The 23942-nt window shown below is 69.3% G+C and carries 23 protein-coding genes; 8 read left to right on the top strand and 15 right to left on the bottom strand.

What is annotated here, in order from left to right; translation table 11 throughout:
- Positions 1-67: 67 nt before the first annotated feature.
- The 3 genes from A5702_RS21085 to A5702_RS21075 form a co-directional block, all read right to left on the bottom strand.
- A complete protein-coding gene (locus A5702_RS21085) occupies positions 68-2200 on the bottom strand; it encodes an EAL domain-containing protein (RefSeq protein WP_068223406.1) in 2133 nt (710 codons plus the stop codon).
- Between the two features lie 114 nt (positions 2201-2314).
- Complete coding sequence (locus A5702_RS21080; RefSeq protein ID WP_068223403.1) at positions 2315-3085, bottom strand: SDR family NAD(P)-dependent oxidoreductase; 771 nt, start codon at positions 3083-3085, stop codon at positions 2315-2317.
- A gap of 33 nt (positions 3086-3118) precedes the next feature.
- Positions 3119-3949: an alpha/beta fold hydrolase gene (locus A5702_RS21075; protein WP_068223401.1), complete on the bottom strand. Its 831-nt coding sequence runs from the start codon at positions 3947-3949 to the stop codon at positions 3119-3121.
- A gap of 65 nt (positions 3950-4014) precedes the next feature.
- Here A5702_RS21075 and A5702_RS21070 point away from each other — a divergent pair, with 65 nt between their 5' ends.
- Positions 4015-4623, top strand: coding sequence for a TetR/AcrR family transcriptional regulator (locus tag A5702_RS21070; RefSeq protein WP_055403567.1), 609 nt, complete (start codon positions 4015-4017; stop codon positions 4621-4623).
- Positions 4624-4626: 3 nt separating this feature from the next.
- Here the strand turns inward: A5702_RS21070 and A5702_RS21065 are convergent, their stop codons facing one another.
- The 3 genes from A5702_RS21065 to A5702_RS21055 all read right to left on the bottom strand — a co-directional run bounded on the left by A5702_RS21065 (position 4627) and on the right by A5702_RS21055 (position 7573).
- Positions 4627-5193 carry a TetR/AcrR family transcriptional regulator gene (locus A5702_RS21065; RefSeq protein ID WP_369817957.1) on the bottom strand — a complete coding sequence of 189 codons (567 nt, stop codon included), beginning with the start codon at positions 5191-5193 and terminating at the stop codon, positions 4627-4629.
- Between the two features lie 69 nt (positions 5194-5262).
- Positions 5263-6555, bottom strand: a complete 1293-nt coding sequence (locus A5702_RS21060; protein ID WP_068223395.1) for a lipase family protein — start codon at positions 6553-6555, stop codon at positions 5263-5265.
- Positions 6556-6625: 70 nt separating this feature from the next.
- Positions 6626-7573 carry a PHB depolymerase family esterase gene (locus tag A5702_RS21055; RefSeq protein ID WP_068223393.1) on the bottom strand — a complete coding sequence of 316 codons (948 nt, stop codon included), beginning with the start codon at positions 7571-7573 and terminating at the stop codon, positions 6626-6628.
- Between the two features lie 75 nt (positions 7574-7648).
- Between A5702_RS21055 and A5702_RS21050 the strand changes: the two genes are divergently transcribed.
- A complete protein-coding gene (locus A5702_RS21050; RefSeq protein ID WP_067816911.1) occupies positions 7649-8107 on the top strand; it encodes a MarR family winged helix-turn-helix transcriptional regulator in 459 nt (152 codons plus the stop codon).
- Between the two features lie 76 nt (positions 8108-8183).
- Positions 8184-8453 carry a DUF4242 domain-containing protein gene (locus A5702_RS21045; RefSeq protein WP_068223389.1) on the top strand — a complete coding sequence of 90 codons (270 nt, stop codon included), beginning with the start codon at positions 8184-8186 and terminating at the stop codon, positions 8451-8453.
- 5 nt (positions 8454-8458) lie between these two features.
- On the opposite strand, the gene A5702_RS21040 is transcribed toward A5702_RS21045, so the two are convergent.
- Entirely contained in the window at positions 8459-11368 is a 2910-nt protein-coding gene (locus tag A5702_RS21040) for a helix-turn-helix transcriptional regulator (protein WP_068223386.1), read from the bottom strand.
- Between the two features lie 157 nt (positions 11369-11525).
- Here A5702_RS21040 and A5702_RS21035 point away from each other — a divergent pair, with 157 nt between their 5' ends.
- Positions 11526-12902 (top strand): FAD-binding oxidoreductase, encoded by a 1377-nt coding sequence (locus tag A5702_RS21035; RefSeq protein WP_068223383.1) that lies wholly within the window; start codon positions 11526-11528, stop codon positions 12900-12902.
- Positions 12903-12951: 49 nt separating this feature from the next.
- The gene (locus A5702_RS26495; RefSeq protein ID WP_055403575.1) at positions 12952-13209 is read left to right on the top strand and encodes a ribosomal protein L7/L12; all 258 of its coding nucleotides are present in this window, start codon (positions 12952-12954) and stop codon (positions 13207-13209) included.
- A 5-nt stretch (positions 13210-13214) separates the two neighbouring features.
- Here the strand turns inward: A5702_RS26495 and A5702_RS21025 are convergent, their stop codons facing one another.
- Positions 13215-14021 carry a PaaX family transcriptional regulator C-terminal domain-containing protein gene (locus tag A5702_RS21025; protein WP_068223380.1) on the bottom strand — a complete coding sequence of 269 codons (807 nt, stop codon included), beginning with the start codon at positions 14019-14021 and terminating at the stop codon, positions 13215-13217.
- Positions 14022-14080: 59 nt separating this feature from the next.
- Between A5702_RS21025 and A5702_RS21020 the strand changes: the two genes are divergently transcribed.
- On the top strand, positions 14081-15253 hold the full coding sequence (locus A5702_RS21020; protein WP_068223377.1) for an SRPBCC family protein: 1173 nt from the start codon (positions 14081-14083) through the stop codon (positions 15251-15253).
- Here A5702_RS21020 and A5702_RS21015 read toward each other — a convergent pair.
- The 6 genes from A5702_RS21015 to A5702_RS20990 form a co-directional block, all read right to left on the bottom strand.
- Positions 15250-16059 carry a polysaccharide deacetylase family protein gene (locus A5702_RS21015; RefSeq protein WP_068223459.1) on the bottom strand — a complete coding sequence of 270 codons (810 nt, stop codon included), beginning with the start codon at positions 16057-16059 and terminating at the stop codon, positions 15250-15252. The two genes, A5702_RS21020 and A5702_RS21015, sit on opposite strands and share 4 nt — an antisense overlap.
- A 194-nt stretch (positions 16060-16253) precedes the next feature.
- Positions 16254-17645 carry an alpha/beta hydrolase family protein gene (locus A5702_RS21010; protein WP_055403578.1) on the bottom strand — a complete coding sequence of 464 codons (1392 nt, stop codon included), beginning with the start codon at positions 17643-17645 and terminating at the stop codon, positions 16254-16256.
- A 117-nt stretch (positions 17646-17762) separates the two neighbouring features.
- Positions 17763-19997, bottom strand: coding sequence for a cation-translocating P-type ATPase (locus tag A5702_RS21005; protein ID WP_068223374.1), 2235 nt, complete (start codon positions 19995-19997; stop codon positions 17763-17765).
- Entirely contained in the window at positions 19994-20203 is a 210-nt protein-coding gene (locus A5702_RS21000; RefSeq protein WP_068223371.1) for a heavy-metal-associated domain-containing protein, read from the bottom strand. Before A5702_RS21000 ends, A5702_RS21005 begins: the two co-directional genes overlap by 4 nt.
- A gap of 116 nt (positions 20204-20319) precedes the next feature.
- On the bottom strand, positions 20320-21396 hold the full coding sequence (locus A5702_RS20995) for a hypothetical protein (protein WP_068223367.1): 1077 nt from the start codon (positions 21394-21396) through the stop codon (positions 20320-20322).
- Between the two features lie 74 nt (positions 21397-21470).
- Positions 21471-22292, bottom strand: a complete 822-nt coding sequence (locus A5702_RS20990; RefSeq protein WP_068223364.1) for a mycofactocin-coupled SDR family oxidoreductase — start codon at positions 22290-22292, stop codon at positions 21471-21473.
- Between the two features lie 140 nt (positions 22293-22432).
- Here A5702_RS20990 and A5702_RS20985 point away from each other — a divergent pair, with 140 nt between their 5' ends.
- Together A5702_RS20985 and A5702_RS20980 are read left to right on the top strand one after the other, a co-directional pair.
- Positions 22433-22903 (top strand): SRPBCC family protein, encoded by a 471-nt coding sequence (locus A5702_RS20985; protein WP_068223361.1) that lies wholly within the window; start codon positions 22433-22435, stop codon positions 22901-22903.
- 67 nt (positions 22904-22970) lie between these two features.
- Positions 22971-23444, top strand: a complete 474-nt coding sequence (locus A5702_RS20980) for a DUF417 family protein (RefSeq protein WP_068223454.1) — start codon at positions 22971-22973, stop codon at positions 23442-23444.
- Here A5702_RS20980 and A5702_RS20975 read toward each other — a convergent pair.
- Positions 23368-23942: TetR/AcrR family transcriptional regulator (locus A5702_RS20975; protein ID WP_197506651.1), on the bottom strand; the 575-nt coding region annotated here is incomplete at its 5' end. The two genes, A5702_RS20980 and A5702_RS20975, sit on opposite strands and share 77 nt — an antisense overlap.

The following is a 23942-nucleotide window of genomic DNA, read 5'->3' as shown; positions in this document are numbered from 1 at the left end:
ACACCTCCTCGCCGAACCCCGCAGTCGCGGTCGGCGTGCCCGCCCCTTCGGCCGCCCGCCGCCCGGCTCACCCGGCGGTGAGGAATGAGGCGCCGGCTTGCCTGCGCCGCTGCCCATACATGGCCTGGTCTGCGCGCTCCAGAACGGCGTCGATGGACCGGCCGTCGCCGGATCGGTGCGCCGCGCGCCCGACGGTCAACACGACGGGGATCTCGATCCCGCTCGCGAGGGTGATGCGGGTCCGCTGGATCTCACCGGTGATGCGGTCGGTGAGCGCCGCGAGCCCGCGATCGTCAACGGTGTCGGTGATGATGAGGAATTCGTCGCCGCCCCAGCGGGCAACGAGCCCGTCGTCTTGGACGGCAGCGAGTAACCGGCGGGCGATTTCGACCAGCAGTTCGTCGCCGGCCCGGTGGCCGTGCCGGTCGTTGATGGACTTGAATTTCTCGATGTCGCAGAACAACAGGCCATAGCCGTCATCGGCCGCGTCGAGTTGCTCGAGTCGGCCCCATGCCGCGGAGCGGTTGGCAAGCGACGTGAGCGTGTCGGTGGTGGCCTGGCGAGTAAGCTCCGCCTCTCGCATCCGTTCGGCGGTGACGTCGAGAATTTGAGACACGAAGCAGCGCGGCTGGTTACGCGGCCCTTGCACGAGCACCACGGTGAGGTCGCACCATAAGATTCGTCCGTCGGCGGCGATGAAGCGCTTGTCCATGCGGTAAGTCCGCCGGCGGCCCGCAAGGCACTCGGCGAGCAACGCCAGGTCCGCATCCAGGTCGTCGGGATGCGTGATCTCCTGAAAGGTGAGGCCGGCCAAAGCCTTTCGACCGTAACCGAACATGTTCCGCAGCGCTCGGTTGGTGCGCTGGAACGTGCCGTCCAGGCCGACGACGGCCATGCCGATGGGCGAATGCGTCAACGCCAGCTCGAACCGGCGCTCGCCCAGCACGTCGAAGATGGCCGGGGACTGATCGATCGGTTCGGCGACCGCCGCGCCGTCCGGAAACCCGTGGGTGTGGGACTTGGGTCGGCTCAGGTAGAAACCCTGCGCCCACGGGATGCCGGCCGCCCCCACGGCATCGAGTTCGCCCTGGGTCTCCACCCCCTCGGCGATGACAATCGCGCCGATCTGCGCGGCGAATTCCGCGATGGATTGGGCCAGATGCCGCCGGGCATCGTCGGCGTCGATGTTGCGGGTGATCGAGTGGTCGATCTTGATGAATTCCGGCGCCAGCTCCAGCACGTGCGAGAACGACGAGAAGCCGGCGCCCACGTCGTCGACCGCCACCCGCATGCCGCGCGCCCGGCACGCTTCCAGGACCTCGTCGAGGGCGTCGTAGTTTCCGACGGCGTCATGCTCGGTGATCTCCAACACGAGGCGAGATGGGTCGACCGCGGCGAGCAGCTCGGTCCATTCCGTGCGCAGCACCGCCGACGGGGAGATGTTCACTGCGACGAATACATCGTCGGGCAGCTGCGGCACCAGCGACAGCGCACGAGCCACGACCGCGGTCTCCAACTCGATGTCCAAGCCCAGCAGGGCCGCCTCGGCGAAGACGAGATCGGGGCGAAACGGTTCGCACGGGAAGCGTGCGAGCGCTTCGACGCCGAGCGCCTCGCCGGTCGAGACACTGTGCACCGCTTGGAAGACGATCTCGAAGTCCCGCTCGGCGACCATCCGGCGAATGCCATCGTGCTGATCCGTCGGGATTTTCGTCGGCCCCAACGGCATGTCCATCAAAGTGCCGATGAGCTCGGCCATCTTTCTGATGACCCGGAGATCGACGTCAGCCAGATGCGGCTTCGGCTGCTGGCTGACCGCACCCACGATGCCGGCCGCCGAACCGTCCGGGCCCAGCAACGGAACACCGACGTAGGCGCCCACGCCCCATTCGCGGGTTTTCGGCAGCAGGGAAGCGGTCTTGTCGGCCGATGTGTCCGGGATGACGGCGGGCAGCCGCCCGTCGATGACGCGGACGCTGTACGAATCGGCCAGCGAAACGGTGTCACCGGGCGATAGGCCAAAGGGCCGGGCGTCACCGTCGAATACCTCGAATACCTGCAGGCCGCTGCGAAACGACGCGATCCACGCCGTGTCGAGGCCGAGGCGGCGGCGCAACAAGCCCAGGAGCGTGGTGACCAACTCCACCGAATCTCCCGGCTCGCGGGCCGTGCCGTTTGCGCCCGGCTCCTCGGCGCCCATAGCGAACGATGGTAACCAGGCATGCTGACCGGGGGCCGGGAATCGGGCGGATTTGCCAGCCGATTGGCAGAACGCAAGCCGCACCCCGAGAGGCGTTGCGGGCGGGTCCGGCCGTCAGCCGCCCACCATCATCAGGCCGCCATCGACCGCAAGTAACTGCCCGGTGATGAAACCCGAACCGGGGCCGGCCAGAAAGACCAGCATCGGACCCAGATCCCGTGCGGGGTCCCCCAGCGCGCCGCCCAACGGAATCATCATCTGCATCTGCTGGTCGATGAACGCGCTGGCGTCGGGGCCGAGGAATTCGCGCAGCCGGTCGGCGCCCGCCGTCTGCACCGCCGGGGCCAACGCGTTCACCGTGACGTTGTCGCCCGCCCACGCCTTCGCGGCCGACCGCGTCCACGCCTGTACCGCGCCCTTGGTCGCGGCGTAGACGGCCGAAATCGGGCTACCCATAACAGCTTCCGACGAGCCGAAGTTGATGATCCGGCCGCCCTTGGGATCCTGCTCCTTCATCACCGCGTGGGCGGCCTGGTTGGTCAGGATGGTCGCCTTGACGTTGGTGTCCAACAGGAACGCGATCTCGTCGGGGCCGATGTAGCCGGGGATCCCGGCCTGCCACAATCCCGCGGCGTTGACCAACACGTCGAGCCCACCCAGGCGTTCGGCGGTTGTGCGCACCATCGCCGAGACGGCGTCGGCGTCGCGCACGTCGCACTGCAGCCAGGCGGCCGCGAGGCCGTCCGGCGGCGGCGTGCGGTGATAGGTGGCGGCGACCTCGGCCCCCGCCCCACCGAGGGCCGCGACGGCGGCCGCGCCGATGCCGGTCGCTGCGCCAGTGACCAGGACCCGCCGGCCTTGCAGCGGCTGCGTCGTAGCTGACATGGCCAAGACGCTACCGCTGGGCGGCGCCGGTGGTTACGCGCGCACCGCGATCGTCGACAACAGCTCGGCGAGCCGGTCCGGCTGGTCGATCATCGAGAAGGTCCTGGCCCCCTCGATGACCTCCAAGCGGGCCTTGGGAATGGTGGCGGCCAGCCGGACGCCGTCCTCCTGCTCGAAGAACACGTCGTCGGCCGACCAGGCGATGAGCGTGGGCTTGTCGAACTCGGGCAGCCGGGCCGCCACGCCCGTGGTGACCTCGGTGCGCATCGACAGCGTGAACTGGCGCGAGTCTTCGGCTATCCGGGGATCGGACAGCCCCGGGCGCACCCACGCCTCGGTGAGGTCGTCGATGTTGCGATGCGCCAGTCCGTCGAACGCGCGCTTGCGCGCCGCCGGTACCCGCATGGCCTGGGAGACAGCCTTGAATGTCGTCTTCGACTTGGCCGCCAGGATCACCGGCTTGAGGATCGGCGGCGGAAAGTGTTCGAACGCATCGCAACTCGTCAACACCAGCGCGCCGAGGCGCTCGGGGTGATGCACGGCCACGAGTTGGGTGACCACTCCGCCGGTGTCGTTGCCGACCAGCACCACGTCTTCGAGGTCGAGCGCGGTCAGCACCTCGGCGACCATGCCGGCAACGCCCGTGATCGTTCGGTCGGCGCCGCGGCGCAACGGTTCCGGATGCGCGCCCAGTGGCCACGTCGGTGCGATGCACCGCAGGCCACGTCCGGCCAGTCGCTCGCTGACCCGGCGCCACAACTGGGCGCCCATCATGTACCCGTGCACGAAGACCACCGGCCTGCCGTTTTCGGGTCCGGTTGCTTCGTAATGGATGGTTCCGGCACTAATGTCGATCGTCGACATGGAAACTCCTACCTCGGGATATACTTACAAACAGGCTGTCTGTTCGTAAGTTACCAACAGGCTGTATGGAAAGCAAGCGACGGACTCAGGAAGAGCGCTCCGCGGCGACCCGCGACGCGCTGATCGCGGCTGCCCGAAAGCTGTGGGGCCTGCGTGGCTACGCGGACGTGGGTACGCCGGAGATCGCGACCGCGGCCGGGGTGACGCGCGGCGCCATGTACCACCAATTCGCCGACAAGGCAGCGCTTTTCCTGGAGGTGGTCGAAACTGTGGAGCAGGACGTGATGGCGCGGATGGGCACGTTGGTGGCCGAGTCGGGGGCGACGACGCCGGCGGATGCGATTCGCGCCGCGGTCGACGCGTGGCTGGAGGTGTCCGGTGATCCGGAGGTGCGTCAGCTGATGCTGCTCGACGCCCCAAGTGTGCTGGGCTGGGCGGGGTTTCGCGATGTCGCCCAGCGGTACAGCCTGGGGATGACCGAGCAGTTGCTCACCGAGGCCATCAGGGCGGGCCAGTTCCCGAAGCAGCCGGTGCGCCCACTGGCGCACGTGCTGATCGGCGCCCTCGACGAGGCGGCCATGCTGATCGCCACCGCCGAGGATCCCAAGCGCACCCGCCGGGAAACCCGCCAGGTGTTGCACAGGTTGATCGACGGGATGCTCGCGCTGGCATAGCGGTCAGTCGCCGCGAACGGCGGCGACGCCGGCGATGACGCCGCGGATGAGCCGGTCGAGGTGTTCGGCGCTATCGACGGCCGGCTGTCCCGCGACGAATGTCAGCATGATCCCGTTGATCAAGGCCAGGGTGGCGATCGCCTGGTCGGCGACCAGCGCCGGGTCGGGCGCGCTCGCCGCCGGGTGCCATTGGGTGACGACATCGCGGGCCAGGGTGTTCAGGCGCGTCACGGACTCGTCCAGGATGTCGGCCAGTTCCGCGTCCCGGCCGGCGAGCAACGCGAGCTCGTAGCGGGCCTTGGCGCGGATAAGCCAGGGTTCGGTGTTGACGTACATGACGATGCGGGCCAGCCCCGCGGTGCCGGTGAATTGCGCCGACGGGTCGTCGGCGAGCTCGGCCATCCGGGAGAAGTCGGCCACATCGAGCTCGGCCAACCGGGTTGCCACCGCGTGCAGCAGCGCCTTGCGGGTCCTGAAGTAGAACGAGGCGGTGCCGGCCGGCACGCCGGCGTGGTCGTCGACCCGGGGGTGGCTGACGCCATGGACTCCGTTGCTGCCCAGCAGCTGGATCGCGGCGTCGGCGAGCTGTCGGCGCCGCTCGGGCGCGTTGTGCTTTCTACGTGCAGCGATGCGTCCAGTCTAGAACTGACCGCAGTTGGGTGCGGTCGGTTCGCCGTTGAAGCGTGCGGCGATCCACTGCATGGCCGGCTCGCCGTCGACGAGCATGGGCAGCGCGTGGTTGATGATCAGCTTGTTGAGAAACGGTGGTTCCTCGTTGGTGCGGAATTCCACGTCGGCCCCCTGGGCGCACCAGTCGCGACCGAGTTGGTTGGCCGCGGTCCACGGCACCAGCGGATCGTACCGGTTGCTGTTGATGAGCACCGGCGCGTTGGGTTTGTAGCGCCCGATCCGCTGGTCCTCGAACAGGGTGCTGAACGGTTCTTCGTTGACCAATTGATTGATGTCTTCGGTGAAGTACGGCTGGATATGGCGAAACATGAAGTCCAGCAGGGTTTGTCCGACGCATTGGCGCGACACCGACTCCAGCATCGCCAGCCCGCGCGGCGTCATCTTGGAGCGAATCGCGTCGGCGGCCTCGGGATAGGCCGCCATCACGCTGTTGAGGGCGTACCCGACGACTCCGACGAGGACGCTGCCGTCGGCGTAGGGGAACAGCTCCTTGAGGTTCGCGGGCGGCGCCCCGGCGTAGGTGCCCACGATGTGGAGATCGGGTGCGTAGGCCGACGCCAGCTCGGCTGCCGATGCGGTCGCGCCGCCGCCCTGCGAGTAGCCCCAAAAGGCCACGGGCCCATGGGGATCCAGCGAGGTGCCGGGCAGCCGCATCGCCGCGCGGGCGGCGTCGAGCACGGCCTGCCCCTCGGCCACGCGGCCCACGTAGGTGTGCATCGTGGTGGTGCCGAGGCCCTCGTAGTCGGTCATCACGATGGCGAAACCGCGCGCGACCATCGTGGCGACGAACAGCTCCTCGTAGTTGAACATGATGTCCCAGCCACCCGAATAATGGATGCCCTGGTTGAACATCCGCGACGGCGCGCACTGATTGCCTTGGCCCTGCGTGCCGGGCGCGTAGCTGATCAGGGGCCGCGGCCCCTTGCCCGGCCACGCGTTGTAGGGCTCGAAGTAGGTGCCCGTGACGGCGATCGGGTTACCGCGAGTGTCGGTGCTGCGGTACATGATTCGGGTACCGGTGGCCATGATCGCGCCCAGCTGGCCCGACGGTTCCAGCACCAGCCGCGACGGCTCGGTGCGGATCAGGTCGCCCGGCTGGCCCGGCGGCAGCGGGTCGGGCGGCGTGTAGAACTCCGCGTACTGCGGTTCGTCCCCGCCGTCGGCGCGGGCGCTGCCCCCGCCCCCGATCAGGGCTGAGGTGACGATCAGCAGGACGGCGAAAGCTCCCCCAACCCGGCGCATCACGGAACGGTAACAATCGGACGCCGCCGGGGGAAGGGCAATCTCTAAACTTTTAGAGAACGCGTGCCCGCTAGCGGTGGTTCTGGGCGAAGAACTGCCAGATCGTGTCGGTGGCGTCCAGGGCCGACGAGGGGGCGGGGATGCCCGCGAGCTTTTCGGCAAGGGGGCTGGGCTCACCGCCCGGCCATTGGTGACCGGCGCCCGCCACCGCGATCAACTCGACGGTGCGCCCGTCCGCGCACCCGGCGGTATGCGTGGTCACGTCACCCACGGTGGTCGCATTCGGCGGTCCGCACGCGTCGATGGCGCGCCAGGTGGCGTTGACGGACTCCACCGATGGCCCGTCGACGCGGGCAGTCCCGTTGGCCGCGAAGGCTTTTCCGGGGCCGCCGTTGTAGGGGACCCGGTCGTCGGCCGTGCCGTGGATCTGCAGCACCGAGGTCGGCCGGGCGTGGGAACAGTCGGTCAGCAGCGTTCCCGCCACCGGAGCGATCGCCGCGAAAAGGTCGGACTGGCAGCCCAACCGGAGCGCCATCATCGCGCCATTGGACATGCCGGTGGCGTAGACGCGCGCCCGATCGATGGGCAACTGTTGTTCGATGGCGGCGACCATGGTCGTGATGAAGCCGACGTCGTCGGCGTCGACGCGCTGCGGTTGTCCGCAGCAGGTGCCGCCGTTCCAGGCGCGGTTGAGGCCGTCGGGGTAGGCGACCAGGAATCCTCCGCGGTCGGCCTCGGCGTCCCAGTGGTAGGCGCGCTCGGCCTGCTCGCCGTTGCCGAAACCGCCGTGCAGCATCACCACCAGTGGGGCCGGATCGGAGACGCCCTGTGGTCGGTACAGGTGAAAGGACCGGCTGATACCGCCCGATTCGATGCTCTGGGTCGACTGCCCGACCGGGATCGTCTGCGCGCCGGGCGTTCCCAGTGCGTGCCCGCCGCCGCCCAGGCACCCGCCCAGCAAGACGGTCAGGACGGCGATGACGCAGAGGCCGGCACCCCGGGCCCGACGCGATGGCATGCCGCCATCGTGGCAGCCGCCGCCGCTTTTGACAAGTTACTTGTCAATCAACGCCCGAATGGCACACTCTTCCCCATGCGACGGCCATTGCATCCCGATTGGCAGCCCACCGTTCCGGCGCTGGTGAATCTGGTGGCCGCATCGGGGGCGCCGGGACTGCGGGCGGCCTTCGCCACCGCGGGACTCGACGGCATCCGCCCGGCGCAAGCGGTTGCCCTGGTGCCGCTGGCGGCCGGGGGACTGCACGCGTCGGACCTGGCCGACCGGCTCGGCGTGACCCGTCAGGCGGTTGCCCAGGCAATCGCCGCCCTGGAGCGGCATGGCTACGTGTCCCGAGCACCCGATCCGGTCGACGCCCGAGCGCGCATCATCGAGCTGACGACGCGCGGCCGGCACGCGCTTCGGGTAATGCGCTCCCATGCAATCGATTTGGAGGAGCGTTGGGCGCGGGTCCTGGGCCGCCAGCGATTGGGCGAGTTGCGCGAAACCCTGCAGCTGCTGCTCGTCCATGCCGCCGAAGCGGCGCCCGAGTGACGGCACGGGCAAATCGTTCGTCTTAGCGGGCGTTCAGGGCGTAGGTTCGACCCAAGACAATGAACAGGAGTCCGCCGTGCCCATCTTCATGGTCGAGCGCAACTTCGCCGAGGAGCTGGAACCCAGCCTCGAGGTCGCCGACGGGATCAATCGGATCAACGACCAGGAGGGCGTCCGCTGGATGTACTCGTTCCTGTCGGCGGACAAACGAAAGACCTATTGCCTGTACGAGGCGCCGTCGCCCGAGGCGATCAGAACGGCGGCCGCGCGGGCCAGCTCCCCCGCCGACGTCATCGTCGAGATGCGCGATCGTGTCATGCCCACTGGGGCCACGTCGGACATCTGAGGTCACTAGCCGAGCAGTTCCCGGTCGGCGGCGTACATCGCCGCCTGGGTGCGGTTCGCGGCGCCGATCTTGATCAGGATGTTGCGGACATGGTTGGCGGCGGTGTTGGTGCTGATGTACAGGCGCTCACCGATCGCGCGATTGCTCAACCCCTCGGCGAGCAGCCGCAACACCTCGACCTCCCGCTCGGTCAAGCCGTCCGGGCCCTCGGCGCTCGACGACAGCAGCGCATCGGCCAGGTCGACGACCCGCTGCTGTCCGATCGGCGCGGCGATCGCCCGGGCCTCCCCGGCCAGGCGCCGCGCTTCCTCGGTCCCGCCGCGCGACGCCGCAAACGCCGCGTGGCGGGCCAGCGTCTCGCCGACGTGGACCACCGAGCCCATCCGGCGGTCCATCTCGAGGGCCGCGGCGAAATGTCGCTCGCCCGCGGCGGCGTCGCCATCGAGCGCCGCCATCCGGGCGAGGTACCGGTCGGCGCTGCCGAACAGCGCGACGAACTGGCCGGCGACCAGATTCTTGCCGGCGTAGCGAGATACGAACGGGCGCAGCGCATGCAGGGCTTCCCGGTTGCTCAGCTCCAACGCCGCCTCGACCATGAAGACCAGCTCCATCGGCCATTGCGCCTCGTTGGTGCGGTCGCCGAGCTTGCGATTGAGCAGATGATTGAGGGCCCGGGTCATGCCGGCCTCGCAGCCGAGCTCGGTGTACAACGCCAGCAGGCCGGGCACCCACCGCCCGGTGAACGTCTCACTGCCGTCGACGAATCCGGCGAATCTCTTCAATTCCGATGTTTCGCGCCGGATCATGAACATCTGGACCCCGTTCGAGCCCTCGGTGTCCTCCGCGTCGAACAAATCGCCTGTGCGCAAGGCGATATCGGCCCACCGCTCGGCACCCGCGAAGTCACCGCGCAGATAAGCGAGCGCTTGCTCGACGCACGCGCCGACGAAGCCGAAGACGGGCTGCCCGCAGGCTTGACCGGCTCGCCGCATGTCCGCGGTCGAGGCGAGCAGGTCGTCGGGCCGGCCGGCCAGATAGCTGACCATGGCGCGAAAGTGTGAGGCCGCCCCCAGCACCTCATAGTCCCGGCGCGCCAGCGCCATCCGGGATACCTCGGCCGAACGCTCCGCCTGCACCTCGCAGAGCTCCGGGGTGAGCCCGTGCCACAGGCTCGTCTTCAGGGTGTGCATCAGCACCGCCGGATCGTTCAAGGCTCGCGCGCGTTCGATCGCCTTGTTGCCGATGTCGCGCGCCCGCGACGCCTCACCGGCGAAGGCCAGCGCCCGCCCGAAGCTGCCGAGCGCCTGGACATAACGGGGGTCCTCGGTATCCAGGCCGCAGGATTCCAGCGCCGACGCCAGCAGGTCCGCGGCCTTCGAATCGGACTGTCCCCGACGCCAATTCGCTTCCTCGTAGCCGACGGCGGCGCCCAGGCGGATCAGCGGGTCATCCATCGCGCTCAGGCGATCGTAGATCGCGCGCGACCGCGCGAAATCACCCGCGCGCACGTGATTGGCGGCCGCGTCGAGATCCAGCCTGGCCCGATCGGCGCGGTTCATCTCGGGCAGCGACGCCGCCCGCTCGAACCACCTCGCCGCGTCCTCGTAGGCGAGGCTCTGTTCGGCCATCCGGGCCGCCTGGTGCGCGTACCGCAGCGCCTGTTCGTGGTAGCCGAGGACGTGGGCCCGCAGGTAATGGTTCGCCAGGCGCGGGACGACCGACGGGTCCGCCCGGCCCTCGAGCGCCTCGGCGGCCCGGGCGTGCATGATCCGCAGCCGTGACGCCGCCATGCCGCCCACCACCGATTCGCGGGTGAGCGCGTGCACGAACGCGAACTCCCCGTCGGAGTCCTGAACCGCGCGGACCAACCCCACGGCTTCGGCCGAATCGACCGCCGCGAGCGTCGCGGGCAGATCGGTGTCACTCGCGGCGATCAACGCGGGCAGATCGAACGTTTCTCCCAACACCGCGGCCTGCTCGATGACGCCCCGCACGCCGGCCCCGAGCCCGGCCAGGCGGCGGGCGATGGCGTCCCCGATCGAAGCGGGGACGGTCTGCTGCGCCCCCAACGTCGCCAGCCCGCCGCGGACCTCCAAGTCGTTGACCAGTTCGGTCAAGAAGAACGGGTTGCCCCCGGTCTTGTCGCGCAATAGCGCGGCGGCCGTGCGCGCGGACGCGGGCGCCAACTGCTGCGTGCGGCGCACGAATTCGGCGATCGCCTCGGTGTCCAGCCCGGCCAGGTCCAGGCGTCGGACCCCGTCGAAGCGGTGCAGTTCGGCCAGCCGCGTGGCGAGCTCGTCGGAACGGTCTGGCGGGGTCGTGCGGAAGGTGGCCACCAACAGCATGCGGACATCGGCGCACGCGATGAGCACGTGTTCGAGCATTGCCAGGGTGGGCAGCTGCGCCCAGTGCAGGTCGTCGACGATCAGCGCGACGGGGCGGTCGGCGGCCAGGCGGCGCAGGAAGCCGGTCAAGGCGTCGAAGAGCGCCTGCCGGGGCGAGCCGACGTCCATCACCGCACCGGCGTCGGGCAGATGCCGGTCCACCTGGGCCGACAACCGGCGCAGTTGCGGCCCGACGTCGGCCAGCATGTCGGCCATCGAGCCGGGCGGCGTGGCGGTCAGCAGCCGGTCCAGCGCGACCGCGAAGGGCGCGTACGGGACGTCCTCGTCGGCCGTCGAGGCGCCCACGAGCACCGCGACGTCGTGGGCCGCCAGGGTGCCGGCCACCTCGGCGGCCAACCGCGTCTTACCGGCCCCGGGCTCACCGCCGATGAACACCGCCTGGCGGTCACCGCCCTCGACCCGTTCCCACGCCCGCTCGAACGCCGCGAGTTCCGCGTCGCGGCCCACCAGCGGGCCGCGGCGGCGCGCCATCAGTTCCGCTGGAAGCGGGGGCGGCACCCATTGCGCCATGGGATCAACGTAATCGCACCGTCTTGGCCGGTCGATAGTCAGATGTGACTATCGTTGGCTACCTCGGAAATGCTTCGTTGTGGTCATGACGCAGGGCCTTTTCAATACGTAGCGTCGCGGCAGCAAGTCTGACCGAAGCGAAGAGGAGGTGCGGGACATGAGCCTGACAACCGCAACCGAAGAACTCCGCGGCCAATTCGGCGGCCAGGCGATCCTGCCCGCGGATCCGGGCTACGACGAGGCCCGCGCGCTGCACAACGGCATGATCGACAAACGGCCGGCGGTGATAGTGCGCTGCGCGTCGACCCGCGACGTCGCGGGTGCCCTCGAATTCGCGCGGGCGTCGAACCTGGCGGTCGCGGTGCGCGGCGGGGGCCACAACGGGCCCGGATTCGGTTCTGTCGACGGCGGTCTCGTGATCGACCTGTCGCCGATGAACCGCGTCGACGTGGACCCCGATCGGCGCACCGCCCGCGTCCAGGGCGGAGCGACGTGGGCGCAGGTGGACGCGGCAACCCACGCGCACGGCCTGGCGACGCCGGCCGGCATCATCTCGACCACCGGCGTCGGCGGCCTCACCCTGGGCGGCGGCCACGGCTACCTCACCCGCAAGCACGGCCTCACCATCGACAACCTGCTGGCGGCCGAAGTCGTCCTGGCCGACGGCCGCGTGGTGACCGCGTCCGAGTCGGAGCACCCCGACCTGTTCTGGGCGCTGCGCGGCGGCGGCGGAAACTTCGGTGTCGTCGCCTCGTTCGCCTTCCGGCTGCATCCGGTGCACACGGTGATCTGTGGTCCCACGGCCTGGCCCGCGTCGGCCACCGCCGACATCCTGCGCTGGTATCGGGACTTCCTGCCGGCGCAGGACGAGGACCTCTACGGCTTCTTCGCGGCCATGACCGTCCCGCCGGCGGCGCCGTTCCCCGAGGCCTTCCACCTGCAGAAGGCCTGCGCCGTCATGTGGTGCTACACCGGCGATCCCGCCCGAGCCGACGAGGTGTTCGCACCCGTGCGGCAGATGCAACCGGCCTTCGAGGGCCTGGCCGCCGCCCCGTATCCCGCGCTGAACTCCACCTTCGACACCCTGTATCCCAAAGGCCTGCAATGGTATTGGCGCGGCGACTTCATCCGGACCATCCCCGATGCCGCCGTTGAAGCCCACGCCCACTTCACCGAGGGCCTGCCGACGATGCACTCGACGATGCATCTCTACCCGATCGACGGCGCCGTCCACCGCGTGGGTGAGACCGAAACCGCTTTCGCTTACCGGGATGTCACCTACTCGCAGGTCATTGCCGGGGTGGATCCCGACCCGGCGAACGCGGGGGCGTTGAAGCGCTGGACGAGGGAGTACTGGGAGGCCATCCATCCGCACTCGGCGGGCGGCGCCTACGTCAACTTCATGATGGACGAGGGCCAGGACCGGGTCCGCGCGACCTATGGTCCGAATTACCAGCGCCTCAGCGAGATCAAGGCGCAATACGATCCGGACAACGTCTTCCACATCAACCAGAACATCCTGCCGGCCGGCTGACGCGCTCGGTCACCGCGCTCGACGGCGCGCGGCGGATTATCGTGACGGGATGGAAGATCCGCTCGTCTACCGCCGTCTTGCGCTGCTCGAGCACCAGGTGCGCCTGCTCTCGGATCGACTCGGGATCGAATGCCCGACGTTCGGCAGCGAGGCCGGCGGTGCCGCGCCGGGTGCGTTCGAGAACGGTGTGCCCACGGAAGTCGTCGGCCTCGCCCGCTCCGGGAACAAGATCGCAGCGATCAAGCTGTACCGCGAGCTGACCGGTGCGGGGCTGCGCGAGGCGAAGGAAATCGTCGACTCGCTGTAAGCGTTCTATGGCGCACGGAAGGCGATGTGCATCCGTTGCTTGAAGGCGTGATCGAACCGCCGGTAGGTGCTGCGCAGCGTGCGGCCGGGCCAGCGCCTGCCGATCAACTCCGCGGGCAGCAGCGGGTCGAGCTGGAGATGCCGGACGACGGCGACCGATAGCGCGAACTCGGAAGTGAACCTTCGGGTCGAATCGTCGCCCCGCCCGGCCTCGAGCGCGGCGTTCATGGCATCGATGAGCGACGCGGCGTCGTCGGCCCATTCATCCAGCGAAAAAAGTGTTCGCACCTTGTCGGCGGCGATGTCGGTGGCGGCTCCGTGAAAGTGGGTACACTGCTGGTCAACTACCGCCTTTAGGGTTGGAAACCGTTGCGGATCAAGGTTATCCGGCCGGACCCACACGCCCTCCCGAAGCTCGGCGAGGTGCAGCGCCGTCGCCGCCTTCCTCAGTTCGAGGCGATCGGTGGCCGACCTGCGCTCGAGCGCGACGATCGCCAGTTCCCAGGTTCCGTCCCAGGCGGCCGCGTCGTCGATTCGGGCCGCCTCGTCGACCCGCTGACGGCGCTCCGAAAGTCTGCCCGCGAGCGCGTAACTGCCGTCGTCGGCGGTCAGTTCGCCGTTGGACACCATGCGCCACAGGCAGGTACGCGTCGCGCCCGGGCTGATCCCGAACAGCGAACCCACCGCGACCAGTTCCGCCACCGTGAGGCGTCCCCCGTCCGACCCGAGCAGCGCCGAGGCCAGCACCGAGCGCGCGCTAAGCGGCCGGCCGTCGATCAGGTCGCTCGCTCGGGATCGCGATGCGGCGGGCACGGCTGAAACCGTATCACCATTTCATTGACGCGTGACATCAATAGTGTGATACTGCTCGAATGAGTTCGCCGACCAAGTCGGTGCTCGCCGACGATGCGGAGATCGTGCGGCGCGTCCTCGCCCATGTCGACGCCGGTACCACCGACGAGGGTGATGCCTGGCGCGAGCCGGTCGAAAATTACTTGAACCCAAGCCGATTCGCCCAGGAGCTGCGGCTGCTGCGCGCGATGCCGAGCGTCTTCGTGCCCTCGGCGACGATCCCCAACCCGGGCGACCACGTCGAGCGCATCGCCTTCGGTGTGCCGCTGTTCGCCGTGCGGGGCCGTGACGGACAGGCGCGGGTGTTCCGCAACGCATGCCGGCATCGCGGCTTCGCGCTCGTCGAGGGGGCCGGCTGCTCGCACGCCTTGGTGTGTCGCTACCACGGCTGGACCTATCGCCTGGATGGAGCGCTCTCGCACGTGCCCCACGCCGAGGCGTTCCCCGGCCTGGACGCGTCGACCCGCGGCCTGGTCGAGGTTCCCAGCCGCGAGGTCGACGGGCTCGTCGTGATCGGCGCGCTCGACTTAGCCACGGGCACAGCGGATTTGCTGGACGAGGCGCTGGCCGCGTTGTCCGACGGGACCGCCTGGCGGGACAAGCTGCTGCCGGCGAGCCGGCTGGTGTACGTGGAGTCCACCCCGAAGGCAATGAACTGGAAGGTGCTGGTCGAACAGTTCCTGGAGGGCTACCACATCCGGTCGACGCACAAGGAAACCTTCTTCCCGGTGCAATACGACGACCTCAACGTGGTTGAGACGTTCGGCCCGAACAGTCGAATCACGTTCCCGTACCGCAACATCGAGCGGCTGCGTGAGCGACCGGAGAGCAGCTGGACGACGGACGCGCGGGTGACGTACCTGTACCAGCTGTTCCCCAATGTCATGGTGGCGACCTTTCCCGACCTGGTGCTCGTGATCGTGGTCGACCCGCTCGACATCGACCACAGCACGCTCGTCGTCTACACGATGGTCAAACCCGAGTTCGATTCGGCCCATGCCCCGAGCAACCCGGCGGGTGCCGGTAGCTTCATCGCCCTGGGCGCGGTGGAAGACAACGAGATGTCGGAGGGCGTGCAGCACGGATTGCGCTCGGGTGCAAACGAATTCGTGGAGTTCGGTCGGCACGAGAGCGCCGCAGGGCACTTCCACGCCACCCTTGACGGGCGCCTCGCCGCGGTCGCCGGCCGCTAGGGCGTTTTGAGGAAGACGTCGTTGAGCGTGACCGTGCGCAGGTTTCGGTCCCGGATGAAGTCGACGAGCTGCGGGTAGACGTGCGTCACGGGCAGGTGATTGAGGTGCCCGATGACGATGGCCTGCGGGGTGAAGTACTGATCGGCCATCTGCACGATGTAGTCCTCGGTGATCAGCGTCGAATCCGACAGCGACCCCGACCACAACGTCGGCACCGTGTAGCCGAGGTCGGCCGCGACGGCGTCGACGACGGCGTTGCGCTTCGCGTACGGCGGCCGCCAGTACGGCTTCGCGCCGATCCCGTACGTCTTCTTGAGGAACTCGTCGTTGCGGGTGAGCTGCTGGGCCACCTGCTCCTTGGTCAGCGTCGTCAGGTCAGGGTGCGACCAGGTGTGGTTGCCGAGCTGGATCTGCCCGCTGTCGACCAGCGGCCGCAGCATTTCCTTGTTCTCGGTCCACGAGTCGTAGGTGCCGTTGACGAAGTACGTCAGGCGCACCCCGGTGTCCTTGGCGAACTGGGTGTAGGCGCGCACCACCTCGCTGTTGACGCCGTCGTCGACGGTCAGCGCGAGCAGGTCACCTTCGCCGGGGATCTTCATCAGCGCGCCACCGCCGGGCAGGGGGATGCGGGCGTCGGGCGGTGGGGGCGGCAGCAGGGCCGCCGGGGCGGTGGGGCCGGAAACCGGAACGGGCGCCGAAGGTGCCTGGGCGAAGGTTTGCGGTTGCGGGTCGACCACCAGCCGGGCGGCGCCCACGCCGGCGACGACGGAGGCGGCGAGCGAACCCAGGAATTGGCGGCGGCTCATCGCGGGCAGCCGAAGGCCCGGGGCGATGGAACCGGACTGGTGCCGGGGTTGGCGGTGCCGTTGCGGGCGCCGGGCCGACCCGTGAAGGGGTCGCCCGTCGTGCACGAAATCGCCAGCCATCAGCAGCGAACCGTACCACTACCAGGATCAATATGTCGGATGCGTTACGGGAGGGTCAGCTGTGAATTTTGTGATTAATGTGGTTCGCCGCCGCTGCGGTGCGGCAGCGGCGTCGGTTCGACCCCGGGGGTGCCTAGCGTCGAGGCCAGCCAGGGCAGCGCCGCCTCGAGCGCCTGGGCGGCAAACGGCCAGTCGTGCTTGCCCGGCTGACTGACCACCGCGCAGTCGATGCCGTTGGCGGCGGCGGCCGAGCACAACGCGTTGGCGGCGGCGTCCTGCCCCTCGGGGTTGGCGGCGGGGTCGGTGTCGGAAGCGCCGGCGGTGGGGTTGGCTTCCTCGGCGACGTTGCGCGGCTCCGAGGACCCCGGGACGTCGAACCATCCCGACAAACCGGTGTAGCGACCGTGGCGCGCGATCACGGTGAGCGGGTCGAACGCCGCCCAGGCGGTCCGGTTGCCGCCGAACAGCTTGGCGATCGTCTGGTCCTTGGGGCCGACGTTGGGGCTGCGGTCACCGGCGATGTCCACGAACGCGCTGAACAGCTCGGGATGCATGACGGCCAGGTCGACCGCGCAGGTGCCGCCCATCGACCAGCCGGCAACGCCCCAGTTGGCCCGGTCGGCGCTGACGCCGAAGTTCGACACCATGAACGGGATGACGTCTTTGGTCAGGTGGTCGGCGGCGTTGCCGCGGCTGCCGTTGACGCACTCGGTGTCGTTGTCGAACGAGCCGGTGGGGTCGACGAACACCAGCACGGGGGAGAAGCCGTGGTGCGCGGCGGCGAAGTTGTCGATCGCGGTGAAGGCGCCGCCGGGGCCCAGCCAGTCGGCCGGGGTGTTGAACGCGGAGCTGATCATCATCACCGTCGGCAGCCGGGGCGGCGGGTTGCTGTTGAACCATCCCGGCGGCAGGTACACCAATTCCCGCCGGTGCGGGAAGTGGGACGCGTCGGCGTCGATGTCCACCGGCACGACCACGCCCTTGCTCGGCCTGGTGCCGGCGACCTGCATCTCGGTGACCCGCAGCCGGTCGATCTGGTCGGGGAGCGGCACCGAGGTCAGTTGGTTCCACGCGGCGAGCGCCGTCGGGAAGTAGCCCACCCACCCGTTCAGGGACAGGGCCGCGCACAGCACGCACAGCGGGACGGACAGCACCGCCAGCCCGCGCCGCCACCAACGCGTGCCCGGCCAGCCGACCAACACCACCGCGGCGGCCAGGCCGCTCAGCGCGATCCAGAGCCACAGCGTGGTCGGCGCCGGGTCCCCGGCCACCCCGAGCGACGTGATGTACCAGTACGACAGCGCGGTCACCGCGGCCGCGGCGATCAGCCCCGCCGGCAGCACCCACTTGTGCCAGCGCCGCGCGCGCCATTGGATGGCGAAGACCAGCACCAACAGCGTCAGTCCCTGCACGGCCGGCGGGAACCAGCCGTGCAGCAAGGACAGTCGTCCGAAGAATTGGTCCAACGGTCGTTGCCTTTGCTAAGTCGATCGCTGCGGGCGGGCCCGTGGTCGAGGTCGGAACAACTATCCCACACCAGCCTCACCAGCCCGCCTGCCAACGCGGCGCGCGGGCGTGGCGAACTACGCCGCCGCGGTGCTGGTGAATGAGCGCAGCCGCAGGCTGTTGGTGACCACGAAAACGCTGGAAAAGGCCATCGCCGCGCCCGCGAGCATCGGGTTGAGCATGCCGAGCGCCGCGAGCGGAATCGCGGCGACGTTGTAGCCGAAGGCCCAGAACAGGTTGGCCCTGATGGTGGTCAGCGTGTGGCGGGAGAGCCGGATCGCGTCGACGGCCGCGCGTAGGTCGCCGCGGGTGACGATGAGGCCGGCGGCTTCGATCGCGACGTCGGCGCCGGTGCCCATGGCCACCCCGAGCTCGGCGGTCGCGAGGGCCGCGGCGTCGTTGACGCCGTCGCCGACCATGGCGACGACCCTGCCCTCGGACTGCAACCGCTTGATGGCGGCGACCTTGTCCGCCGGCATCGTGTCCGAGATGACCCGCGCGATGCCGACCTGGTCGGCGATCCGACGCGCGACGGTCCCGTTGTCGCCCGTCAGCAGGATCGGCGTCAGGCCCAGCCGCTTGAACTGGCCGACCGCTTCGGCGCTGGTGGGTTTGACGGTGTCGGCGACGACGAGGAATCCGCGGGCCCGGCCATCCCAGCCGACGGAAACGGCGGTTTTGCCCTCATCCTCGGCGCGGACGAGGGCCGCCGCGAGCGCGGGGTCGGGCGACTGGCCCCATTCGGCCAGCAGGCTGGCGCGCCCGACGACCACGGTGTGGCCGTCGACGTTGCCGCGCACGCCGTGGCCCTCGAAGCTGGCGAACCCGTCGACAGCGGGCAGGGCGCCGACCTCGGCTTTGGCGGCGGCGGCGATGGCTTGGGCGATGGGATGTTCGGACGCGTCCTCGAGCGCCCCGGCGTATCGAAGGAGGGTCTCGCGGTCGGTGCCCGGCCCGCCGATCACGTCGACCAGGGTCATCTTGCCGGTGGTGACGGTGCCGGTTTTGTCCAGCACGATCGTGTCGACGGCGTGGGCGGACTCCAGCACTTCGGGCCCCTTGATCAGCACCCCGAGCTGGGCGGCGCGGCCCGTGCCGACCAGCAGGGCGGTGGGGGTCGCCAGCCCGAGCGCGCACGGGCAGGCGATGATCAGCACCGCGACGGCCGCGGTCAGGGCCGCGGCGGCCGGGGACCCGAACGCCAGCCATCCGCCGAGCGTTGCTAGGGCGATGCCGATGACCACGGGAACGAACACCCCGGAAATGCGGTCGGCGAGCCGCTGCACCTCGGCCTTGCCCGATTGGGCCTGCTCGACCAGCTTCGCCATGTGTGCCAGCTGGGTGTCGTCGCCGACCCGGGTGGCGCGCACGACCAGGCGCCCGCCGGCGTTCACGGTGGCTCCAGTGACGCTGTCGCCCGCGCCGACCTCGACGGGGACGGACTCGCCGGTGAGCATCGAGGCGTCCACGGCCGAGGAGCCCGAGACCACGATCCCGTCGGTGGCCACCTTCTCCCCGGGCCGCACCACGAACTCGTCGCCGACGGCGAGGCGGTCCGCGGGGATGCGGGTCTCGGCGCCGTCGCGCAGCACGGCGACGTCCTTTGCGCCCAGCTCCAGCAAGGCGCGCAGCGCCGCGCCCGCGGTGTGCTTGGAGCGCCGCTCGAAGTACCGGCCGGCCAGCACGAACAGGGTCACCCCCGCGGCGACCTCAAGGTAGATGTGGCCGGCGCCGTCCGAGGGCCGGGCGGTCAGGCCGAAGCCGTCGCGCATCCCCGGTCCGCCGGCCGTGCCCAGGAACAGCGCGTACAGCGACCATAGGAATGCCGCCAGCGTGCCGATCGAGACGAGGGTGTCCATGGTGGCGGCGCCGCGTCGCAGGTTGGTCCAGGCGGCGGCGTGGAAGGGCCGGCCCGCCCACACGACCACGGGGGCGGCCAGCACCAGCGACGCCCACTGCCAGTAGCGAAACTGCAACGCCGGGATCATCGCCATGGCGATCACCGGGCCGGCGAGCAGCGCCGCGGTGATCAGGCGGGCGCGCAGCGCGCCCAGCTCGGGGTCGTCGGCCTTCGCGCGGGTTCGCCGCGGCTGTGGCAAGGCGGCGGCGTAACCGGCCTTTTCGACGGCGGCAATCAACACCTGCGGGTCGTACCCGGGGGGAACCGTGAGGGCGGCCTTCTCGGTGGCGTAGTTGACGGTGGCGGCCACCCCGTCGAGCCTGTTCAGCTTCTTTTCGATCCGGGCGGCACACGCGGCGCAGGTCATCCCCCCGATCTGCAGCTCGATATGGTGCACCGGCGCCGCGCTCATGCGACCAGGGAAGCCTCGTAGCCGGCCTCGTCGACCGCGGCGAGTACGGCGGCGGCGTCGACGGGACGGGAACTGGTGATGACCAGCCGGCCCGTGCGCGCGTTGACCTCGACGTCGTCGACCCCGGGGACGTGCTCCACCTCGGCCCGAACGGCGGCCTCGCAGTGCCCGCAACTCATCCCGCTGACGTGGTACTCGCTGACCATGTCACTCCTTCCATTGCCGCGGGGATACCCGTCGGGGATATGCCTTCGGGCGCTACTTCCATCATGGGGCACAAATAGGAGTGCCCTTCGCGGCAGAACGATTGTGCCCGATCGGCTCAGGGCTGGGACAACAGCAGCATGACCCGGCCCTGGGCGCCGGGCGCGGGAAACGCGCCCTCATCGAAGCCGTAGTACTTGCGCTCGTCGGGCGTGACGGCGGCGATCACCTTGCCGGTGGCCGTGAGCTCGCCGTGGTGAACGCGCGCCATCATGCCCTTGAAGTCGGGGACCGCCATGGACTCGGCGAGCACCAGCGCCTCACCCCCGGTGGCCAGCGCCACCAGCACCCCGGCCCCGGCGTAGTTGTTACCGCCGCGGCCCGCCCCCCGCGGCGCCCAGTAGACGGGGCCGGCGGCCACCGCACCTTTCACCCGGCGATACTCGCCGGGATGTTCCGCATCGGCGGCGGTGGCGACCGGTAGGCCGGCCATGGTCCGTTGTTCCTTCAGCCACAGTGCGCCCAACGGGATGCAGGCGATGGCGTACATCAAGACCACCAGGACCAGCACCGGTTTCCAGGCGATCTCCCATCCGAGCCGACGCGGCGAGATCGCCAGGCCGCGCAGTTGCGCGTCGAGCTGACGGCGCCCGAATCGGAAGACGTACCAAGCCAATACGCGCGCCAGCGCCATGCAGGCGATGATGATCAGGCCGACGATGCCGCAGACCCGCCAGTAGAACGTGCTGTCGCCCTGGTTGACGGTGGCCGCCAGCATCACCGCCGGGATCGGGGCGGTGATCAACAGGAGCAGCGCGTACGACGGGTGACTGGTCAGGTATGGGTACGTGACGCGCCAGGCGGTGTTGCCCCCGTAGACGGTCACCGGGCCGACGTCGGCGCGAACCGTCGGCGTCCAGGTCCCCTGCACCACGCGGGGCCTGACGAGGGAGCGGACGAAGAAGAATCCGAACACGAGCGAGACCACGAGCGCGCCCCAGAAGGTCCCATCGAGCCGTTCGCCGGTGCCGGGCACGCCCAGCGCGCCGTGGATGTCGATGACCTTTCCGATGAAGAACGTCAACGGCATCACGACGAAGAACTCCAGCAGCCAGATCTGGATTAGCTGAGGAATGCGCGAACCGAGGCGGTCGAAGGCAAGCACGCGTTGCCAGAGGAACCGCAATACGCCCATGACCGGCGACCATATCGATCAGGAGCGATAGCGGCAACGGTCTGGGCGATCCGCGATGCGCTTTGCCCGCCGCCTCAGACGTAGCCCACGCCGATGTCGACCGAAACCTGGCTGGCCGTTACCAGGCGGGACTGGTCGGAGGCCAGCCAGGCGACCGCGTCGGCGATGTCCTCCGGCTGGGCCGTGCCCTCGGGCAACAGCGGCTTGTGCAGCCCGCGCAGGTGCGGGTAGCTGTCGGCGGCCGCGTGCAGGGCTTCACGCATGCGCCCGGTGCCCATCGGTGTGGCCACCGCTCCGGGGTTGAGGCTGTTGACGCGGATGTTGTACCGGCCGAGCTCGGCGGCGAACGCGCGCGCCATCCCGACCACGGCGTGCTTGCTCGCCGTGTAGTGGATCATGAACGACTGCATGTTGATGCCGGCCGCCGATCCAATGAGGATGATCGACCCGCCGCGACCGCCGTCGATGATGTGTCGAGCGCCGGCCATCACCGTGTTCCAGGTACCCGTCACGTTGGTGTCGATGGTGTCGCGGAACGCCTCCGCGGTGATCTGGTCCCAGGGCGCGGGGCTGCAGATCCCGGCATTGGCGACGATGATGTCGAGCCGGCCCAGCTCCCCGACCGCGCGGTCGACGGCGCCTTTGAGCGCGTCCAGGTCCCGGATGTCCACCGCTGCGGGGATGACCCGTTTGCCGTTGGCTTGCACCAAGCGGGCCGTCTCGGCCAGGTCATCCGCGGTCGGAGAGTCGTAGGGGACGCTCGGTGGCAACGGCCCGGCGATATCCACCGCGATGATGTCGGCGCCTTCGGCGGACAGGCGTACGGCGTGGGCGCGGCCCTGTCCCCGTGCGGCGCCGGTGATCAGCGCCACCTTGCCCGAAATCGATTGAGTCATAAGTTGTTTGGCTCCTTTCGGCGTGGGCTCCCGTCGCGCCCGCCGCGGCCCCGGCAAGGTGGGGCAATTCGGGTGTTCTGAATTCGACTCGGCGAGCGTAGCGTCGAGTCGACGCCGCCGGACAGCCGAAAGGAAAGAACATGACCGTCAACGTTGTCGACGCGGGTCCACGACGGGTAAGCCGGTCGGTCGAAGTGGCCGCGCCGGCCGCCGAGCTGTACGCGATGGCCGTAGACCCCCGCCGGCACAGCGAGCTGGACGGGTCGGGCACCGTCCGGGACAACATCAAAGTGCCCGCGGAAATGGCTGTGGGGTCGAAGTTTTCGACCAATATGAAGATGTACGGCCTGCCGTATCGCATCACCAGCACGGTGACCGCCCTCAAACCGAACGAACTGGTCGAATGGCGCCACCCGCTGGGCCACCGGTGGCGGTGGGAATTCGAGGCGCTCTCGCCGACCCGCACCCGCGTCACCGAGACGTTCGACTACCACGACGCCGGGGCGGTCAAGAACGCGTTGCGGTACTACGACCTGATCGGAGCGACCAAAGGCAACGCCGCCGGCATCGAAGCGACGCTGGCTCAGTTGCGCGATCGCTACCCCGGGTAGTCGTTCGGCCGTTGAACGAAAGCGGGGTGTCCCTCGTGCCTGCCCTGTGGACGATGTCGAATCTGCCGTGGCCGCCCCCAGCCCCTCTCGCGCGGCGCAGTCGCTGACCCGGACCGGACAACTCGTCGGCCGGTACGGCCTGGTCGTCGTGTTGGCCTGGATCGGGTTCGGGAAGTACGTGAAAATGGAATCCCGGGTGCTCATCGAGCAAAGCCCGCTGATGAGCTGGGTCTACGACGTGCTGAGCGTCACCGCGGTGGCGCGCCTGCTGGGGACCATGGAAATCGTTGCGGCGGTTCTCATTGCGCTGCGGCCGGTGTGGCCGCGCGGGTCGGCGGTCGGCAGCGCGCTGGCGGTGGTGCTGTTCCTGGGCACGCTGAGCTTCCTGTTCACCACGCCCGGGGTGGTCGCGAGCCACGCCGGCGGCATACCCGTGCTGTCGGCGCTGCCCGGCCAATTCCTGCTCAAGGATGTGGTGTTGATCGGCGTCGCGTTGTGGAGCTGGGGCGATTCGCTGGGCGCGCGAATAGCGTCCCACTGATCAACTCCTTCGCCGCAACCAGCGTGGCCTCATAGGCGTCGGCGTCCAGGCTGGCCGCGCGTTCGGTGAGCCCGCACGCCAGCGCATGGATCGCGTCGGCCGCGGCGCCCGGGTCGGTACCGGACGGCAGCGTGCCCCGCACCCTTGCGTCACGAAGGATCTCGACGATCATGTCGCGCAACGCTTTCAGCCCCGGGTACTGCGGGCGACCGCGCGCCGGGTGTTCGTTGCTTTCGGCGCGGACCGCGCGGTCGAATGCGGCAAGGTGGGGATGCTCGCGCATCAACCGGTTCGTCTCGTCCAACACCGCCGCGAGGCGTTCGACCACGCCGTCGGCCCGTTCGGCCGCGGCCTGCAGCCGCGGCAGCGCGATTCCCTCGATCTCCTCGACGGCGGCGTCCAGCAGCTCGGACTTGTTCGCAAAGTAGTTGTAGAGGCTGGCGCTGGTGACGTTCGCGGTGCGGGCGATCTCACGGATAGTGGTGCGGGAGTAGCCCG

Source organism: Mycobacterium sp. E3339 (assembly GCF_001666915.1).
Taxonomy (GTDB): domain Bacteria; phylum Actinomycetota; class Actinomycetes; order Mycobacteriales; family Mycobacteriaceae; genus Mycobacterium.
This window is presented reverse-complemented; position numbering and strand designations above follow the sequence as displayed.

What these genes read in the sequence shown, in the direction of transcription:
- A5702_RS21085 (WP_068223406.1), bottom strand. Translation starts at nt 2,200, where the DNA reads ATGGGCGCCGAGGAGCCGGGCGCAAACGGCACGGCCCGCGAGCCGGGA.
- A5702_RS21080 (WP_068223403.1), bottom strand. Translation starts at nt 3,085, where the DNA reads ATGTCAGCTACGACGCAGCCGCTGCAAGGCCGGCGGGTCCTGGTCACT.
- A5702_RS21075 (WP_068223401.1), bottom strand. Translation starts at nt 3,949, where the DNA reads ATGTCGACGATCGACATTAGTGCCGGAACCATCCATTACGAAGCAACC.
- A5702_RS21070 (WP_055403567.1), top strand. Translation starts at nt 4,015, where the DNA reads ATGGAAAGCAAGCGACGGACTCAGGAAGAGCGCTCCGCGGCGACCCGC.
- A5702_RS21060 (WP_068223395.1), bottom strand. Translation starts at nt 6,555, where the DNA reads ATGCGCCGGGTTGGGGGAGCTTTCGCCGTCCTGCTGATCGTCACCTCA.
- A5702_RS21055 (WP_068223393.1), bottom strand. Translation starts at nt 7,573, where the DNA reads ATGCCATCGCGTCGGGCCCGGGGTGCCGGCCTCTGCGTCATCGCCGTC.
- A5702_RS21050 (WP_067816911.1), top strand. Translation starts at nt 7,649, where the DNA reads ATGCGACGGCCATTGCATCCCGATTGGCAGCCCACCGTTCCGGCGCTG.
- A5702_RS21040 (WP_068223386.1), bottom strand. Translation starts at nt 11,368, where the DNA reads ATGGCGCAATGGGTGCCGCCCCCGCTTCCAGCGGAACTGATGGCGCGC.
- A5702_RS21035 (WP_068223383.1), top strand. Translation starts at nt 11,526, where the DNA reads ATGAGCCTGACAACCGCAACCGAAGAACTCCGCGGCCAATTCGGCGGC.
- A5702_RS26495 (WP_055403575.1), top strand. Translation starts at nt 12,952, where the DNA reads ATGGAAGATCCGCTCGTCTACCGCCGTCTTGCGCTGCTCGAGCACCAG.
- A5702_RS21020 (WP_068223377.1), top strand. Translation starts at nt 14,081, where the DNA reads ATGAGTTCGCCGACCAAGTCGGTGCTCGCCGACGATGCGGAGATCGTG.
- A5702_RS21015 (WP_068223459.1), bottom strand. Translation starts at nt 16,059, where the DNA reads ATGAGCCGCCGCCAATTCCTGGGTTCGCTCGCCGCCTCCGTCGTCGCC.
- A5702_RS21005 (WP_068223374.1), bottom strand. Translation starts at nt 19,997, where the DNA reads ATGAGCGCGGCGCCGGTGCACCATATCGAGCTGCAGATCGGGGGGATG.
- A5702_RS21000 (WP_068223371.1), bottom strand. Translation starts at nt 20,203, where the DNA reads ATGGTCAGCGAGTACCACGTCAGCGGGATGAGTTGCGGGCACTGCGAG.
- A5702_RS20995 (WP_068223367.1), bottom strand. Translation starts at nt 21,396, where the DNA reads ATGGGCGTATTGCGGTTCCTCTGGCAACGCGTGCTTGCCTTCGACCGC.
- A5702_RS20990 (WP_068223364.1), bottom strand. Translation starts at nt 22,292, where the DNA reads ATGACTCAATCGATTTCGGGCAAGGTGGCGCTGATCACCGGCGCCGCA.
- A5702_RS20985 (WP_068223361.1), top strand. Translation starts at nt 22,433, where the DNA reads ATGACCGTCAACGTTGTCGACGCGGGTCCACGACGGGTAAGCCGGTCG.